The sequence below is a fragment of the Flavobacterium bizetiae genome (genome assembly GCF_902804475.1).
Lineage (GTDB): Bacteria > Bacteroidota > Bacteroidia > Flavobacteriales > Flavobacteriaceae > Flavobacterium > Flavobacterium bizetiae.
In genome coordinates, this window is the sequence record NZ_CADCSU010000045.1 from 1 (window position 1) to 17025 (window position 17025).

Consider the following 17025-nt stretch of genomic DNA (forward strand, 5'->3'; position numbering starts at 1 on the left):
CATTTTTACAGTGTTCTTAAAACATATGTCACTTCTTAAATGTGATCATTAAAAGGGGCTTTCAATTTATTTAAAAGTTTTTCTTAACCATAAATAAATCGCAAAACACAAAAAATCTTATTGAATATTAAAAATCCTGATTGTCTTCAAACAACCAGAAAGGCTTTTTATTCTCAAAATTTGAAATCTAAATAAATACAAATATGGATCAAACAACAAAAAAACACATTGATTTGCTGCATCCTTCGGTCAGGGAAGAAGTTACAAAAATCATCGAAGAATGTGATATTGCTTTAACCGGAAGGGCAAAAGTGCGCATTACGCAAGGACTTCGATCTTTTCAGGAACAAGAAGATCTTTATGCTTTTGGAAGAACGAAACCCGGAAAAAAAGTAACGAATGCAAAAGGCGGACAATCTATTCACAATTATGGCTTTGCGGTAGATATCTGTTTAATTATTGATGGAAAAACGGCTTCCTGGGACACAGCTAAAGACTGGGATGGCGACCAAATTTCGGACTGGCAGGAATGTGTCGAAATCTTCAAGAAATACAACTGGAACTGGGGCGGCGACTGGAAAACCTTTAAAGATCTTCCGCATTTTGATAAAAAGGGATACAGCGACTGGAAAGTTCTAAGTAAACTAAAACGTGACAGAAAAAACTATGTAATCTTATACAAATAATCAGATGAAACATTTAAAACACCTTCTATTTCTTATTGCGGTTTCTTTTGCAATTACTTCTTGTAATTCTACAAGAACCGCCCTATTCGATCAATATTCATACGAAAAAACCATAGAACTCAAAGTAGAAACGGATCAATTAATTAGTAAGGCTACTACCCCCTATTCTGATAATCAGGAAGAAATTGAAAAATTATTTCTCAACCTTGAAAAATTAGTCGAATATGAAAAAAACAAACCCAACAACGAAATCACTTTCGAAATGCTGAAAATGCTAAATGATAAAGACAAAAATCTTTTAGCAGGTTTCTTTAAACATTGGGAAACAAAAGGGATTATATCAAAATCTTTTTTAGAGGAATCAAAAAAACAAATTTTAGAAGCTTTTGATTTACTTATTGAATATGAAATCAAAAAAGACAAACAATCAAAAGAAGCTCTTTTGGATTTAATAAACCTTAATACACCAACTTATGAACAAAGATAAAGTGATAGAAAACTTAAAGAAGGAATTAAAAGCAATTATAGCCAACAGTTATAAGGATATCAAACCACAGTTAGAAAAAGATCTTGCTACTTTTTTTCAAACATCAAAAGAAAAACTGGAGCGCTGGATTGTACTTTTTTCCGCCGGTGATTTAACCGAAGAAGAATTTGAATGGCTTTTAAAAAGTCAATTAGATTTGACTGCACTACAAGCATTACAAACAGCAGGAATATCAAAAATAAAACTGAATACCATTAAAAACAACATTATAAAAATGATTATTCAAATTATTACCAGCCTTATAATTCCTAAAGTTTAAAAAATATTTTTTTTAACAAAAAGAACATTAAAAAAGTCAACTTCTAAAGGCTTTGAAACTTACTGAAACTACTGATTACTAAGCCTTAAAATCTTGATAAAAGAGTTAGCAAAGCTTATTTTTACAGTATCAAATAAACATTTTCTTTTGGGTATGGCGCGCAGATTCAAAGAAGATAATCAATTAATAACATAATAAATAATAACGACATATGAAAGATTTTATCATAGATGAAGACTTGTTGATTATAAATGGAGATTTCGCCATAAAAGAAGCAGATCAGCAAAACATAGAGCATCTATTGTTAAGCCAGAAAGGAAGTTATAAAGAGTTTCCTATTCTTGGAGTAGGAATAAAAAAATACATCAACAGTCCGGACGCAACCTCCAGGCTAAGACTAGAAAACGAAATAGACAAACAATTATCGTATGACAACTTTTATGTAAAAAAATTAGATGTCAACGATTTACAAAACATTAAAATCGATGGAAACTATTAAACCACAGGAAAACCAAAACATTTTTGACATCTCTTTGCAAGAGTACGGAAGTATCGAAAAAGTATTCGATATTTTAGAAGACAATGATCAATTTAATCTTACAGACGATATTTCTGTTTACGAAGATCTAAAAATTGGCCGTGAAGCCTTTAAAAAGGATATTGTTGAATACTACAATTCAAGAAACTTAAAACCCGCAACCTCTATTACAGACGAAGAAAAATATTTGCTGAACAATTTCTCAGGAATTGATTATATGATTATTGAAGATGATTTTATCATTTATTAATCAATTGCTTAAATTATGATGATCTAAAATATCTGAATCTCTGGATATTGATAGATTTTAATCTCTGCTTTTAGAAATCTCTAAAAGCAAACTACATCTCTGTAGTATTTACAAAAAAAACATAAACAATTATCTATAAGCACATTACACATGTCTTACAGGCTAAACTATATTAAAAAATTAAAATATGGCACGTACAATTGCTGAAATACAAGATGAAATCCTGGTTGAGAAAGGGAAACAAACCTCCCTAAACGGCTTAACAGATTCAAAAGCTGCGATTTGGAAACTCTGGATCAACATCGTCGCAACTGCGATTTGGGTACACGAAAAAATAGTAGAAAAAAATGCCCTGATATCTAGACCCCATACTCTAAATTGGTATAGAGAACAGGCTCTAAATTTTCATTACGGAATGTCACTGATCTGGAAAGAAGGCTCCTATCAATTCGACACCACAAATCTGAATCCGACCCAAATTGAAGATGCTAAAATTATAAAACATTGCGCCGTAAGTGAAATTGATTTAGAAACGGTGCTAAAACCAAAAAAAGATCCTGAAGAAATATTCTCAGATTATTTTCATAATAAAGTTGGGGTTGTTTTTATAAAAGTAGCTACTGTAAAAGGTGATAAAATTTCTAGAATAGATGTCCCTAATGAACTCTTTGCTTTTAAGGAGTATATCGCCAAAATAAAGGATGCTGGAAATCAAGTACACATCACATCTGATCAAGGGGATGTTCTAAAGTTAAATCTGAATGTTTACATCGACCCTTTGACTATTTACATTGATCCAAAAGACATTGAATATTATCAATTAAAAAGTTTAAGCAGAGATTTAAAAGATAATGAAAAAATAAAATTAGCGGAATATGAATTAGCATTATTAACAGATCCTTTAAATACAAAAAATGGTTCATTAATAACAGATGATAAAGAATTTCCGGTAATAAACTCTGTTAGAGAACATCTTAAAAATATCGAGTTCAATGGCGCTTTTGTCAAAACATATCTTGTCGACGCCATTCAAAAAGCAGAAGGAGTTAAAATTCCTATTCTAACCAAAGTTCAGACTTCTGTTGCAAAAAATCCAAATGATGCTGAGAATCCTGCACCTACCGATGCAACTAACATAGAATATTTTATTCCAAAAGCCGGTTATTTTGATATGGATACCCTTGAGTTTCAGGTAAACTATATTCCTTATGCATTTTACCGAGATAAACAATAGCCTAATAGATATACAATGAATAAATACACCGTTTTAAAATGGGAAAAGCTATTGTTATGGCTCGTCCCTCCTATTCTTAGAAAAAAAACTCATATAGACTGGCTCGATGTTTTACTGACACCGCTTCACACCATATACGAAGAGATTCTTTATAAAATGCAGCATACGGGTCAGGTCATTTATCTGGAAAAAGTATTAAACGAAACTTTTAATCCGGACAAAAGTTACAATCCTAATGCAAGCACAAGGCAAAAACGATTAGACGGATTAATTTATATAGACGAATCGGTTAAACCTACTTTACAATATGTCTATCTACATAAAGAATATTACGAACCGAAGATTGCTTCACCAGATAACACTTTCGTGGATGGTCCGTTAATGATCCCGCAATTAGAAGTATATACGCATGAGGAATATAACAATAAAGACTACAAACCGGTTTATCTTGCACATCGTACAGATTATACCCAAGTAAATTATGCTAATTTCAGAGTATTTGTCCCTGAAAATCTAATCGCGAATAGAACAATAATTAGTCAACCAAAGAAAATAGGAACTGTATCAAACACAGAAGCCATTACTGTGACAGACAAAAAGTACAACGATCTCCTTAACTTTTATAAACTCGCAGGAAAGAGTTTTGAAACCTATTCTTATTTGGAAAAAGATTAAACCAAAATCTGAAATAAAAATAGAAGCATTCTAAATCCCAGAAAAAAAATAAAAATAACAGACATTTAAATATATAAAAATGAAACAAGTAAATTTTAGTCATCCAGGAGGTTTTCCTCTCGAGCAAGAAACTTTAGATAGACTTCAAACTGCATACAGACATGAATTATTCGAAGCATTAAAAAGTCATTTAGGTATCAATCCTGATAATGATTATATTATTGCACCACCAAAAAACGGAAAAGAAGGCTGGGCTATTATCCATCCTAAAAATGAACAAGGAATAAGAACAAAGGAAGGAATTTTATATCCTATTCAAACAGGAGCTCAAACCAATTTTTTAAAAACGATCAGAACTGGCACAAATTTAACATACGGAACAGGAGTAATACAAACCGCCTATTTTGATTACGAAGCGCAATACATTAGTGACACAGATTACGCAAATCGTCCTGTATCTCCTCCCCTCACTGATGCATTAACTGTAAATTATTATAATTTGAATGATCCCGCTTTTATCGTCATTAAAGACATTCAGACAATTGAAGGGATTATTCAGACAATTGAAGCAAACATTAATTCAATTAAAACAGATATTAATGTAGTCAAGCAATCCTATCTTCCTCTTAACGGATCAAAAGCAATGGAAGGAGATCTGGATTTGGGATCTTATAAATTATCAAAATTAGATATAAAAGACAGCGCTGTTGCAAATGTAAGGGTTACAGATTTTAGACTGGGATCAAACTTAGGCAGAGCAATAGTAAACGACAATACAAATCTTTCCTTAAATTATGGTTCAGATTGGCAGAATACTTCTATCGGAGGAAAAGTGTATTTAGAAAATTTAAATACAAATCCTGAAGATTTTAAGAGTTTAGAGAGTTCTGCAAATTCTTTATTACTGATAGATAGCGCCAACCAAGTTACCAAAACTAATAATCTGCTTAATTCATTATTAAGTCGAATTACGAAGTTAGAAAAACAACCAGCCACAGCAGTACCAAAAGGAATGATTGCTATTTGGGGTAAACCAGCTCCATTTCCTGAAGGTTGGGAAGAATATGAACCATTGAGAGGAAGAATGCCTGTTGGATTTGATAGCTTACAGTCAGAATTTAATAACTGGAATGTAAGAGATGGAGGTTCTAAAATCAAAAAATTAACAATCGCCGAAATGCCAGAGCATGACCACGAATCTATTGAATGGACTGTAGGTAAAGCAGTTAATGATGCAGGTAAAGGCACAACGGCGGTAAGTGGTCATTTATCTACATATGGGGGACCTCAGACAGGGAAAATTAATATGACAAGCAGGATTGGCGGGGGACAATCTTTTTCATTACTAAATCCATACAGAGTAGTTCATTTCATTGAATATACTGGAAAAACCAGCGATCCCGCTGATATAATAGCACCAACAACTCCAACAAATTTAATAGCATCAAAGATTGGTACCAAAAGTTTAATTTTAAGCTGGAACGCATCTACTGATAATGTTGGTGTTACAAATTATCTTGTTTATAAGGACAGTGGCAATACCCTATTAGCCGAATTAGGAAAAGATCTTCTAACTTATGATGTAAAAGGATTATCTGTCAATACTACTTACACCTTCCAAGTCATAGCAAAAGACGCTGCCGGAAATTTATCTGATCCTGCTGTTTTAGCTACAGCTACACTTGCCGCAGACTCAACAGCACCAACAGTACCTTCTTTTTTACATTGCGTTCATAATGGTCAAGGTTACATACAAGTTGAATGGGGGCAATCACAAGATGATGATAGTCCAATAGATTACGAACTTTCGCGTAGTGCTTTTGGTTCTCTTTTTACGATTGTGAAAAAAAATCCTAACACGTATTATAGTGAGCAAGTTTCATCGAATGGAACATATACTTACAGAGTTCGAGCAATAGATCCTAGCGGAAACGCTTCTGCTTATAAGGAAGCTTCAATAACCATAAGTTCTCTATAAATACAATTAATAAATTACTAACAATCTTTTGGGGCATAAAAACCCCAAAAGATTATTCATAAAAACCTCAAACCTACAAAACAACCCATCATGTACAAATTTTCAGAATATTCGAATGAATTAAAACTATTGCTGTATGCTATTTTTATTTATTTAGAAATGGACACAGGAATTGTCAAAGTACTCTTTTACTTAATGGTAATGGATACCTTTCTTGGCATTATAAAAACCATTGTACTAAACAACAAATTCAGTTTTAAAAAATTAGCTTTAGGATTTGTTTCCAAGTTAGCCGTTTTACTAATACCAACCGCTTTGGCTTTAATGAGCAAAGGACTTAATTACGACTTTAACTGGTTTGTAACTATAGTAATGGATTTACTTATTGTTAGTGATGGAATTTCGATCATCAGTAATATCATTGCTATAAAAACAAAAAAAGAAGTCGAAAATTTTGATGCCATGACTTTGATTCTTAAATCTATAAGAAATCGTTTAATACAGCTATTCAAAAGACTTCTTATTACAATTGATCCCAAATATCATGTAGAAAAATAACTACTGAATTCAATTACTTCCTTTCATAAAAAAAAAGAACAGCGTGATACTATTCCCTTTTAGTTTATTTTCTAAACCCTACTTCTCTCTATAAATCAAATACTTCTTTCTCATTTTTTTAAAATCCTGCAACCCCTCTTTCCAGCTGTTTCTTATTTCCTGTTCTGAAATTCCTGCTTCGATTTGCTGTTGTAGTTTTTCATTTCCGGCGCGGATAGAGAATTTTCTTTTATCAAAAAATTTCGATTTGTCTGCTGTTGTCTGATAGGCCTTTATTAGCCATTTAATTTCTAACTTATTAATTCTTGGGATTGCCGATAAATCTTCGCCATTACATTCTACTCCATTGTACAACGGATCTTTGTCTCCAAAATTCGGTTTCGGAGTAAAAGCAAAATCACTTTTTGGTAAATAAGGCGATCCGTAAATCTGAAATTGCTTTTCCGTTCCGCGTCCCATACTTACATTCGTTCCTTCAAAAAGACACAAACTCACATATAAATTAATCGATTGATCGTTAGGCAAATTTGGCGAAGGACGAACGGGCAAACTATACGCCATACTTCTGGTATAATTCAAACACGGAATAACGGTTAGTTTACATTGAATTCCATCTTTCAGCCATTTTTGTCCGTTGATCATTTTGGCCTCTTCCCCCAAAGTCATTCCGTGAAGCAAAGGCGTCGGATGCATTCCTATCCCGCTTTTAAAAGCAATATCCAAAACCGGTCCGTCTACAATCCCAATATTCGGATTTGGACGATCCAGCACAATCAGCGGAACATTATTCTCGGCGCAAGCCTCCATAATTCTGTGCATTGTAGAAACATACGTATACAAACGCGTTCCTACATCCTGCAAATCAAAAACCATGATATCAATTCCTTTTAATTGTTCAGGCGTTGGTTTATTGTTTTTTCCATAAAGAGAAGTAATCGATAAACCTGTTTTTGAATCTATTTCGTCAGATACATGTTCACCGGCATCGGCAGTACCTCTAAAGCCGTGTTCCGGTGCAAAAATCGTTTTGATCTTGATATTTTTCTGAACCAAAAAATCAACCAAATGAGTTTTCGTATCGATAATTCCGGTTTGATTGGTTACCATGCCAATTGTTTTTCCTTTTAGCAAAGGCAAATACGCGGTATAATTTTCAGCTCCAGTTTTTATTTTTTGTGCAAAAGATACTGTCGTGATCAATATGCATATTATTATTTTTTTCATAATAGTTTAGTTTTTTTGACACAGATTATTAGGATTAAAAAGATTTTTGTTTCACGCAGATTTGGCAGATTCTTGCAGATTTAATTTAGATTTTATAATCTGTCATGATCTGCTTAAATCTGTAAAATCTGCGTGAAAAACTTAAAGTCATCAAAACAAAAAATCATTTTAATCCTTTAATCTGTGGCTAAATTTTTCTCTCGCAGATTTGGCAGATTAAGCAGATTTAATTCGTGTAATTTGTGGTTAAAATTAATTATTAATTTGCCTCCAAATTTTAGCACTAAAATCATCTTTATACATTAATCTATTCGTTCGAGTTGGGTTTACGCGATTCGTTAAAATAATTAAAAACCTGTTATCATCAGGATTCATAAAGAAAAAAGTTCCTGTAAAACCCGTATGCCCGAAATCATTTTTCTTATAAAATTCATCCGGTTTTCGTTTATCAAAACCAAGTCCGCGGTAGATACCTTCTTTTGTAAGCGGAGAATCTGTAAACTCTTTTACCACTCTTGATTTTAAAATTTGTTTTCCGTGATACTTCCCATTATTAAGCAACATCTGACAGATAACCGAGATCGATTCTGCATTAGCAAACAAACCAGCATTGCCCGAAACACCACCAAAAATAGCCGCCGCTTCATCATGCACATAACCTTTGATCGTATCTTTTCTAAAGAAATTATCCAATTCTGTTGGCATGACATTTTGTTCCGAAGTCCATTTTAGCGGATTATATCCAATTTTTGAAATTCCTAATTCGCTATAAATTTCATTTGTCAGCTGATCTAATTTTTTTCCTGTTTTGGTTTCTATCATTTGTTTCACTAAAAGCAAATTGAGATCACTATACAAATATTTACCACGCGGATGCGTATTGGCCACAGCAATTCTATCATAAACCGTTTTATAAAAATCCGGATTCAGCCACATGTTTTTATAAACCTGAATCCAATTTTCTTTTGATGTAAACGAAAGAAAATTAGCATCGTAAACAATATTCTTATTTACGTACATGGTATCAAATAAATCAGGATAATTCTCAGATTGCTGATTGCTCAACAAAGGCGATAAGTCTGGCGTAGAAAGTAAACTTTGGTAAAAAGTAATACTTGGCGTTAATCCTGATGTATGCGTTAATAATTCGAAAAGAGTTACATTGGCAATAGCCGTATTTTTGTAAAAAGGAACAATTTGGCCAACTTGATCTGTGAGTTTTATTTTATCTTCACCCACCAAACGCATGGTTACAAGCGTAGCTCCTAAAACTTTAGACATAGAAGCCAGATCGTACACGTCCTCTGTTTTCACTAATTCTTTTTTCGAATAATCATGATAGCCATAATTCTTCAAAATAAAAACAGAATCCTTACTACCAACAATAATTTGCGCTCCTGGAAAAAAACCTTTCCTCAGGGCATTATTCATCATCGAATCGATGAAAACTTCATTTTGCTTTGTATCAAAAGACTTTTTTGAATTTTTAAGGGAATGGCAACTAATCCCCAAAAAAATCAAAAAGACAAGTACGATTCTAACTCCTGTTTTTTTCATTTTTATTATGGATTAATTCTTAAATCCTGAGCAGCCATCAAAGGTTCGTTGTTGGTGGCAGTAATCATTATTTTTATTGCTTTTACAGGTTGTTTCGGATAAATAGAAGCATTTCCGTAATCAAAACTATCTCCTTTTTCAAAATCAACACCATTATACGAATATTCAACATGACCATCATTCACAATAAATCTCGGATGATGCGGAATCCCTGTTAATACATCAATTTTTGAAGAAACAACAGGATTGGTAAAAGTGTACAAAATCCAGTCTCCATTTGCACACGCAACATCGGTACGTAAATACGTTTCTATATTATAATCTTCTAATTTTGAAATAGGAAATTTAGGATTTTCGGCCATCGATGAGGTTACTTTTACCTCTGGTTCGAGATAAGGCGAACAATTGAAATTTACTTTAGCCGAAGACGCTTTAGCTTCTTTATTATCAACAGTAAAATCCAAACGATACTTGTTTTTTTCGTTGTAATTTTCAATAACAAATCGCAAACGAGGTTTTGATTTTAAAGCTTTTTCATCTGCATAAGTCTGGATTAATTTATCATTTTCAAAAATTGAAACTGATTTAATATTTCCACTTGTGCTTCCGTCAGTTGTTGGGTCAAAAGTAAGATACCAAATCCCGCTTTTATCAACATGTTCTGAAATGTCTTCTGAAATATTTAAAACCTCAATTTTAGAAGTATTCCAGTTTGCTACCGGTAATTTCTCGACTTTTACAGCAGGACTTGCGATTTCTTCATTAAAAAAAGTACGGAACATATATTGCTCGTAATCCTTTGTCTGAATTGGACTTGTATATAATGCCGATTGTCTTGTAGGTTCATTTCCCTGCGTATCATAGCGTACAATAGCTCCTTCATAAGACGGAGTTACTGTAATAGTTCCGCTTTTGTAAATGGCCGTTGGCGGAAAATCCCTAAAAGCAATTCCCATATTGGCCAGACGTTGTAAATGACTGTGCGTTAATCTTCCATAAAAATCGTCCCAGTTTTTATCTTCTTTTTTCGACCATCCAATTTCAGATAAAGCACTGATTCTTGGGTAACTTTGATATTCCATAAATCGGGTCGGACGATCGAGATATTCGCTCCATAAAGCGCCCTGAACACCTTTTATCAGTTTTTGTTGTTCTGGCGTTAAATCATCATTAGGAATTGGCTCAAACGAATACGCTCTTTTAGTATCTGTAATGGCTGCCCAACGATGACCACGCTCATTTTCAGATTGTGCCATATCAAAATACGTATATTGCCCCGGCATCATAATGGTTTCATGACCTCTTTTAGCCGACTCAATTCCGTAACTTATTCCCTGCCACGCACTAATTAAAGTATTTGGATTTACTTCTCCACCCTTTAAAATTTCATTCCAGCCATTTGTTTTTTTATGATATTTATCGACAATGGTTTGAACTCTTCTAAAGAAATAATTCTGAAGCTGAAAACTATCTGTAAATCCTTCTTTCGCCATCAAAGCCTGGCATTTTGGACAATGCTCCCAGTTGGCACGATTTACTTCGTCTCCTGCAATATGAATGTATTCAAAAGGAAAAAGTCCCGAAACTTCTCTAATGATCGAATCTAAAATTTGGTAGTTTTCTTCACGTCCTACACACCAAACATTTTTTACCTCACCCTGAACACTTTTAAGTTCCTGCGTTATAGCACAACCAATCTCTGGATACGCTGCTGTTACCGCACGCGAGTGTCCCGGAATCTCAATTTCGGGCATTACAGCAATACCTCTGGCAGATGCATACGCCACCACTTCTTTCATATCTTCCTGAGTATAAAAACCTCCATAACGTTTGTTTCCTGATCCGTAAGAAGGCAATAATACTTCTCCTAGTCCTCTCCAGGCACCTTTTGCAGTTAAATCCGGCATCGATTTTATCTCGGCTCTCCAGCCATTATCATCCGTAAGATGCCAATGAAAAACATTCATTTTATGTGCCGCCAACCAATCGATATAATTTTCAACCGTTTGTTTATCAAAAAATTGTCTTGAACAATCGAGCATCATTCCGCGCCATTCAAAACGAGGATAATCTTCAATTTTCACAAACGGAATTGTTCCTTTTTTAACGTCTTTTGCAGTGCAAATTTGCATCAAAGTCTGAAAACCGTTTAAAACTCCGTTTGGCGTTTTTCCTTTTACAATAACTCCTTTTTTATTTACAGTAAGCAAATAACCATCGTTTGGAAGACTTATTTTCTCGTCTACCAAAAATGCTATTGCGTTTTTATCCTGTTTGTTTCCCGTAACAACGGCGGCATTAATTCCGGTATTTTTAAAAAAATTACTTGCAATATAAATCGTGCTTTGTTCTATTTTTTTGTCAACAACAATTTTTATTGATGAAGGAATTATAAAGGCTTTATCTTTCTGTTCTATTTTTACAGGCCTCGGGATTATATCCAGTTTCTGAGCCTGTATCGTATTCAGTGAACTCAGGAAAATGGCGATTAGTAAAATACTTTTTTTCATCTTTTCAAGCTTTTTTATTGTATTAAAATTGTATCGGACTACTTTCCGTTTGGGTATTACTCAAAGCGGTAATGGCATAAGTATATTGCTGTAAATTAGCGTTCGGAACCTCTAATTTTGTTGCTGTAGTAACATAATAAATATTCTCCGGATTAGAGAAATCAGTTATTTTTGATTTAGGAAATCTGTAAATCACATATTTCTGATTGTTTACACCCGCTTTCCATGTCAGGACTGCAGTACCTCCTTTTTGAGCAATCGAAGCATTTATCGGTGGTTGAGGTTTTATTCTCGTAACTCTGTTCGCTTCCGGCGTTAATGCGATGTATTTATATTGTTTTTCCATAAGAGGCTTTCGCAGCGTATCTCCTTTTTTCAGGAAATTAGTTGCTGTAAAATGCATCGAACCATCAAGCAAAGGCATTGATCTCACCATTTCTATTTGCTTCACAATCTGATCCGGACTTCTCCATTCTACCTCCTTGGCCGTTTTCGAAAGTTTATACACCCCATGACCTATATAAACATTTGCTCCGTATTTGTGCGCTGCCCACCATTTTGCCAAAACCTCAAAATTAGCCCTGTCAAAACCTATGTGCCAGTACAATTGCGGCGTAACATAATCGATCCAGTTTTCTTTTTGCCATTTCAAAATATTAGCATACAAATCATCATAATTTGTAGCTCCGGCCACCGTGTTAGAACCTTGCGAATCTTTAGCAATATTTCTCCATACTCCAAAAGGCGAAATTCCAAATTCAACATCTGGCTTATTGGCAATTATCGTGTCTCGTATTTGCTTAATGATCAAATCGACATTATCTCTTCTCCAATCATCTTTATCTTTAAACTGGCGAGGCTCTTTGGCGAAAGCCGCCTGATCAGGAAACTCTTGTCCTGCAATTTTATAAGGATAAAAATAATCATCCATATGAATGGCCTGAATATCATAATTACGAACTATTTCGCCCACTACAGAAGCTACAAAATCTCTCGTTTCCTTATAACCCGGATTAAAATATCTCGTTTTCCCGTAGGTAAGAAACAGTTCAGGTTTCTTAAAAAACAAATGATTTTTTGAAAGTACCTCATTCGTCGTATCTTTTTGTACTCGATACGGATTAAGCCACACATGCACGCTCATTCCGCGTTTTCCGGCTTCATCAATCATTAATTGCAACGGATCAAAACCCGGAGCCACTCCCTGAGTTCCGGTTATCCAATGCGATGCCGGTTCTTTTGTCGATTTATAATACGCATCGGCAGTTGGACGAATTTGAAAAACAACCGTATTCAGATTATAAGATCGTAAATTTTCCAAAATCGTGATCATTTCAGATTTCATTTCCTTATCAGACAAGCCCGGTTTTGATGGCCAGTCGATATTGTCTACTGTCGATATCCACGCAGCACGCATTTCTCTTTTTGCAGGTTGCTGGCTAAAAATATTGGTTTGAAACAGCAGTATCAGAATTAAAAATTTTAAACTTTTCATAAGTACTATTTTTGGTTAGTTAATATCGTTTTGTGTTTTTTGGTAGAGAATTAAATCGTAATCCCGATACCTATTCGAGCAAAGTTTTACTCAATATTGTCATTTCGACGAAGGAGAAATCCTCGCAAGCAGCTCCATTCCTAAAAGCCGATCGTTGTCGAGTTTCTTGCGAGGATTTCTCCTTCGTCGAAATGACAAACTGGCCGGAATAATTGTAAATAATCATCATTTCTAAATAATTCATTTTATTCTTTAACTCAGTAATTTTTGGATCTTTTTCTCTTGCAAATTCAGCAAATTCAGCAGATTCAATTCGTGCAATTCGTGCAATTCGTGGCGAAAAAAAATCATTTTAATCCTCTTAATCTGTGGCCTAGAAAAATACCTAACAGGTTTTAAAAACCTGTTAGGATAACTAACTACATAACTACTCTAATAAATAAATACCGCCCTCTATAAGCGATGTCCAAACTTTTCCCTGATCGTCAATCTTGAAGCCATTTACGCTGGAACTTCCTAAATTAACTTGTTTTATAATTTCAAATCCAGAAGCATCAACAATCACCACTTCTCCTTTTCGGCTTCCTATGTATATTTTATTATTGTTTTCTACTATTGGCGCAGGATTATGCTCGTAATCTAATTTTAGATCTAAAACCTTACTTTGAGCCATTAGATTTTCCTCCGTTAATTCAAGATCATCATTAAGCGGTAATCTTAAAAGTTCGCCATTCATTGTTTTAGCATAAAACCATTTTCCGTCCTGACTTTTCCCCATCGATTCCCTAACCTTCCATTTTGAAGTCCGTAGAAGTGTTTTACCCGTTTCGATATCCAAAATCGTTAAAAAACGCTCCGGACTAACAAAATAAAGTCGCTTTTTTGAGGCAACGATGTTTACATTTCCCGCAGAATACAAAACCTGTTTATTGTTGCCATTATTCCATTTCCAGATAAGCGTTCCCGTATTTTTATTCAGGCAATAAACATTCGTATCCCATGTACCAAAAATGATTCTATCACCTTGCACTAACGGAGTTCCCTGCGAATAAGATTGCGGTATTTTATTCTGCCAAATTATTTTACCACTAACTGCATCAATACAAATAAATGCAGTAGAACTAGCCGTATAAAGTTTATTATTTTCGACAATTGGCGAACCTACCAAAACTCCGCCAACCGGAATTGCCCATTTTTGTTTGGCGGATTGTGTATCAAATCCTAAAAGGTTTCCTTCGATTGTACCAATAACTAGATTATTTTTTACAATTGCTGGCGAGAAATAAATCGCGTTTCCAGTTCCTGTTTTCCAGTTTAAAGTTTTATTCTTTAAGCTTACAGATTGTATTTCTCCAATAGAATTCGTGAAATAAAGATTTTTTTTATCGAATGCAGGAAGACTATAAACAGAAGCAACATCTTTTACAAGTGGAGCAAAACCAGTATCGAAAGTATCTTTTGGAATTTCGATTTTTGAAGGTTTCGTTGACACAGAAAATTTAAAAACTCCCGCTTTATCAATTTCCTTCTGATAAATACTAATACTATCCTCGCTGATAATTACCTGATTATAACTTTTAGTTTTTCCGTCTCTTGAAGTTATCGAAGCTCCCATAACTCCGCTCAAACCAGAGAAATCATATTTTTTTAAAGTATGTCCGTGGCCGCAGAAACTTGCAACAGTTGGATATTTTTCTAAAACCGAAAGTACTTCTTTATAATTACTCACGCTGTTATCTAACGGATAATGAGCAAAATTCAATACTTTTTCATTGTTGTTTTTAAGGCTCTCTTTTAAGGTTTTATCCAGCCAAAGTACATCTTCGTGTTTTACGAAACCATCTCCCATTTTCATGTAAGGCCCGCACGGAAACCCTATAAAAAGATATTCTCCTTTTGAAAACACAAACCGATCCTCTCCAAATATTTTTTTATAAGTCAGACCAGCGCTTTCGCTCCAGTTGGTTTCATGATTCCCTGAAATTACGTAATACGGAATTTTCAGTTTAGAAAGAATCGAATGTACTTGTTTGAGTTCATCATCGGCACCACGATTAGTTAAATCTCCGGTTACAACCACAAATTCAAAATCAGAATTATTGATTTCTTTTATAATATTCTGCAATAAAAAATCATTTTCATTCCCCACAGAAACATGCAGATCTGTAAGTTGTACAAATTTTATAATCTCTGATTTTTCTGTTTGAGAAAAACCGGATGTTATTATAAAAATGAATAGTATTCTTGAAAATAAATATTTCATTGAGTTGTATTTAATTTATTCTTAAATAAATTTTATTATGGTGGCGTTGTGTTAGATTAACCGCAAAGAACGCAAGGGTTTACGCAATGTCCACAAAGCTTTCTTTCAATCTATATATTCTTTTTTCAACCAGATTTGGCAGATTTAATTCGTGCAATTCGCGGCGAAAAAAATCATTATAACCCTTTATCCCGATAGCTATCGGGAGTGGCCAACTTTTTCTCTCGCAGATTTAGCAGATCCAGCAGATTTAATTTGTGCAATTCGAGGCAAAAAAACGTTTTAATCTGTGGCTAATAATACCTAACAGGTTTAAAAAACCTGTTAGGATAGGTAACCAAACCAATATTTATGTATTGCTAAGTGCGAAACGCAATACATAATTCTTTATTTCAATTTATTCTCCCTGAAGAAATTATCAAAAAATAATAACTGAAATTTTAATGAATTCTCCCAGTATTCAATGTTATGTTGTCCCGGGCGTTCTATATAATCGTGATTTATTTTTAATGCCAGCATTTTCTTGTGAAGCTCGCGGTTTACATCCATAAAAAAATCATCCACTCCACAATCGATAATCAATTTCAGCTTATTGTCTTTTACCAAATCGAGCATATTCGTAATGGTATTTTTCTCCCAGTTTTCAGGAAATTCTGTTATCGGACCCAAACGTTTTTTTATGTCCCAATTTTCAGGAAACGGACGAATATCGACTCCTCCGCTCATGCTTCCTGCTGCTCCAAATACCTCCTGATGTTTAAACGATAAATACAAAGCGCCGTGTCCGCCCATACTTAGACCTGATATCGCACGACCTTCGCGACTTGCAATCGTTTTATATTTTTTATCAGTAAAAGGGACTAATTCTTTAACCACATAAGTTTCGTATTGAAACGCCGGATCTATCGGACTGTCAAAATACCAGCTTGAAAAATTTCCGTCAACACCTATTGCTATAAAACCATATTTATCAACCTGTTCGCCAACGTGTTTAAAGCTTTTTACCCAGGTGGCATAATTGCCGCTAAAGCCATGAAGCAAATACACAACCGGAAATTTTTTATTGCTTTTTTTATAACTGTCCGGAGTTATAACACACGTTTTTATATTCTTATTCATTGCAGGGCTAAAAACTTGCAAAGTGTCTATTTTAGCTGCTTTTGCAGAAAAAAAGATAAAAAATAACAGTACTAAACAGATTGGTTTTTTCATAATATTTAATTTTAATAATTATGTAAAAATAAGTTCTTT

Annotated in this window: 15 protein-coding genes; 9 read left to right on the forward strand and 6 right to left on the reverse strand. The window is 34.1% G+C overall.

Annotated features, from left to right (window positions below; genetic code table 11):
* Nucleotides 1–203: 203 nt before the first annotated feature.
* The 9 genes from FLACOL7796_RS03860 (at nt 204) to FLACOL7796_RS03900 (ending at nt 6725) form a co-directional block, all read left to right on the forward strand.
* The gene (locus FLACOL7796_RS03860; protein WP_173969515.1) at nt 204–686 is read left to right on the forward strand and encodes a M15 family metallopeptidase; all 483 of its coding nucleotides are present in this window, start codon (nt 204–206) and stop codon (nt 684–686) included.
* A gap of 4 nt (nt 687–690) precedes the next feature.
* Nucleotides 691–1173, forward strand: coding sequence for a hypothetical protein (locus FLACOL7796_RS03865; RefSeq protein ID WP_173969516.1), 483 nt, complete (start codon nt 691–693; stop codon nt 1171–1173).
* Complete coding sequence (locus tag FLACOL7796_RS03870) at nt 1160–1492, forward strand: hypothetical protein (protein WP_173969517.1); 333 nt, start codon at nt 1160–1162, stop codon at nt 1490–1492. The genes FLACOL7796_RS03865 and FLACOL7796_RS03870 overlap by 14 nt, the downstream gene beginning before the upstream one ends.
* A 211-nt stretch (nt 1493–1703) precedes the next feature.
* The gene (locus FLACOL7796_RS03875) at nt 1704–1991 is read left to right on the forward strand and encodes a hypothetical protein (RefSeq protein WP_173969518.1); all 288 of its coding nucleotides are present in this window, start codon (nt 1704–1706) and stop codon (nt 1989–1991) included.
* On the forward strand, nt 1978–2280 hold the full coding sequence (locus FLACOL7796_RS03880; RefSeq protein ID WP_173969519.1) for a hypothetical protein: 303 nt from the start codon (nt 1978–1980) through the stop codon (nt 2278–2280). Before FLACOL7796_RS03875 ends, FLACOL7796_RS03880 begins: the two co-directional genes overlap by 14 nt.
* Before the next feature lie 187 nt (nt 2281–2467).
* The gene (locus FLACOL7796_RS03885; protein ID WP_173969520.1) at nt 2468–3514 is read left to right on the forward strand and encodes a hypothetical protein; all 1047 of its coding nucleotides are present in this window, start codon (nt 2468–2470) and stop codon (nt 3512–3514) included.
* Nucleotides 3515–3529: 15 nt separating this feature from the next.
* Nucleotides 3530–4189 carry a hypothetical protein gene (locus FLACOL7796_RS03890; protein ID WP_173969521.1) on the forward strand — a complete coding sequence of 220 codons (660 nt, stop codon included), beginning with the start codon at nt 3530–3532 and terminating at the stop codon, nt 4187–4189.
* Nucleotides 4190–4268: 79 nt separating this feature from the next.
* Nucleotides 4269–6167, forward strand: coding sequence for a fibronectin type III domain-containing protein (locus tag FLACOL7796_RS03895; protein ID WP_173969522.1), 1899 nt, complete (start codon nt 4269–4271; stop codon nt 6165–6167).
* Between the two features lie 90 nt (nt 6168–6257).
* On the forward strand, nt 6258–6725 hold the full coding sequence (locus tag FLACOL7796_RS03900) for a phage holin family protein (protein WP_173969523.1): 468 nt from the start codon (nt 6258–6260) through the stop codon (nt 6723–6725).
* Nucleotides 6726–6803: 78 nt separating this feature from the next.
* Here the strand turns inward: FLACOL7796_RS03900 and FLACOL7796_RS03905 are convergent, their stop codons facing one another.
* The 6 genes from FLACOL7796_RS03905 to FLACOL7796_RS03930 form a co-directional block, all read right to left on the reverse strand.
* A complete protein-coding gene (locus FLACOL7796_RS03905; protein WP_173969524.1) occupies nt 6804–7949 on the reverse strand; it encodes an exo-beta-N-acetylmuramidase NamZ family protein in 1146 nt (381 codons plus the stop codon).
* Nucleotides 7950–8201: 252 nt separating this feature from the next.
* Complete coding sequence (locus FLACOL7796_RS03910; RefSeq protein WP_173969525.1) at nt 8202–9506, reverse strand: serine hydrolase domain-containing protein; 1305 nt, start codon at nt 9504–9506, stop codon at nt 8202–8204.
* A gap of 5 nt (nt 9507–9511) precedes the next feature.
* The gene (locus FLACOL7796_RS03915; RefSeq protein ID WP_173969526.1) at nt 9512–12016 is read right to left on the reverse strand and encodes a beta-N-acetylhexosaminidase; all 2505 of its coding nucleotides are present in this window, start codon (nt 12014–12016) and stop codon (nt 9512–9514) included.
* Nucleotides 12017–12038: 22 nt separating this feature from the next.
* The gene (locus tag FLACOL7796_RS03920; protein ID WP_173969527.1) at nt 12039–13511 is read right to left on the reverse strand and encodes a glycoside hydrolase family 10 protein; all 1473 of its coding nucleotides are present in this window, start codon (nt 13509–13511) and stop codon (nt 12039–12041) included.
* A 427-nt stretch (nt 13512–13938) separates the two neighbouring features.
* Nucleotides 13939–15774: an outer membrane protein assembly factor BamB family protein gene (locus FLACOL7796_RS03925; protein ID WP_173969528.1), complete on the reverse strand. Its 1836-nt coding sequence runs from the start codon at nt 15772–15774 to the stop codon at nt 13939–13941.
* 387 nt (nt 15775–16161) lie between these two features.
* Entirely contained in the window at nt 16162–16986 is an 825-nt protein-coding gene (locus FLACOL7796_RS03930; RefSeq protein ID WP_173969529.1) for an alpha/beta hydrolase, read from the reverse strand.
* Nucleotides 16987–17025 lie beyond the last annotated feature (39 nt).

Coding starts and splice junctions, on each gene's coding strand:
- FLACOL7796_RS03860 (WP_173969515.1), top strand. CDS start 204: ATGGATCAAACAACAAAAAAACACATTGATTTGCTGCATCCTTCGGTC.
- FLACOL7796_RS03865 (WP_173969516.1), top strand. CDS start 691: ATGAAACATTTAAAACACCTTCTATTTCTTATTGCGGTTTCTTTTGCA.
- FLACOL7796_RS03870 (WP_173969517.1), top strand. CDS start 1,160: ATGAACAAAGATAAAGTGATAGAAAACTTAAAGAAGGAATTAAAAGCA.
- FLACOL7796_RS03875 (WP_173969518.1), top strand. CDS start 1,704: ATGAAAGATTTTATCATAGATGAAGACTTGTTGATTATAAATGGAGAT.
- FLACOL7796_RS03880 (WP_173969519.1), top strand. CDS start 1,978: ATGGAAACTATTAAACCACAGGAAAACCAAAACATTTTTGACATCTCT.
- FLACOL7796_RS03885 (WP_173969520.1), top strand. CDS start 2,468: ATGGCACGTACAATTGCTGAAATACAAGATGAAATCCTGGTTGAGAAA.
- FLACOL7796_RS03890 (WP_173969521.1), top strand. CDS start 3,530: ATGAATAAATACACCGTTTTAAAATGGGAAAAGCTATTGTTATGGCTC.
- FLACOL7796_RS03895 (WP_173969522.1), top strand. CDS start 4,269: ATGAAACAAGTAAATTTTAGTCATCCAGGAGGTTTTCCTCTCGAGCAA.
- FLACOL7796_RS03900 (WP_173969523.1), top strand. CDS start 6,258: ATGTACAAATTTTCAGAATATTCGAATGAATTAAAACTATTGCTGTAT.
- FLACOL7796_RS03905 (WP_173969524.1), bottom strand. CDS start 7,949: ATGAAAAAAATAATAATATGCATATTGATCACGACAGTATCTTTTGCA.
- FLACOL7796_RS03910 (WP_173969525.1), bottom strand. CDS start 9,506: ATGAAAAAAACAGGAGTTAGAATCGTACTTGTCTTTTTGATTTTTTTG.
- FLACOL7796_RS03915 (WP_173969526.1), bottom strand. CDS start 12,016: ATGAAAAAAAGTATTTTACTAATCGCCATTTTCCTGAGTTCACTGAAT.
- FLACOL7796_RS03920 (WP_173969527.1), bottom strand. CDS start 13,511: ATGAAAAGTTTAAAATTTTTAATTCTGATACTGCTGTTTCAAACCAAT.
- FLACOL7796_RS03925 (WP_173969528.1), bottom strand. CDS start 15,774: ATGAAATATTTATTTTCAAGAATACTATTCATTTTTATAATAACATCC.
- FLACOL7796_RS03930 (WP_173969529.1), bottom strand. CDS start 16,986: ATGAAAAAACCAATCTGTTTAGTACTGTTATTTTTTATCTTTTTTTCT.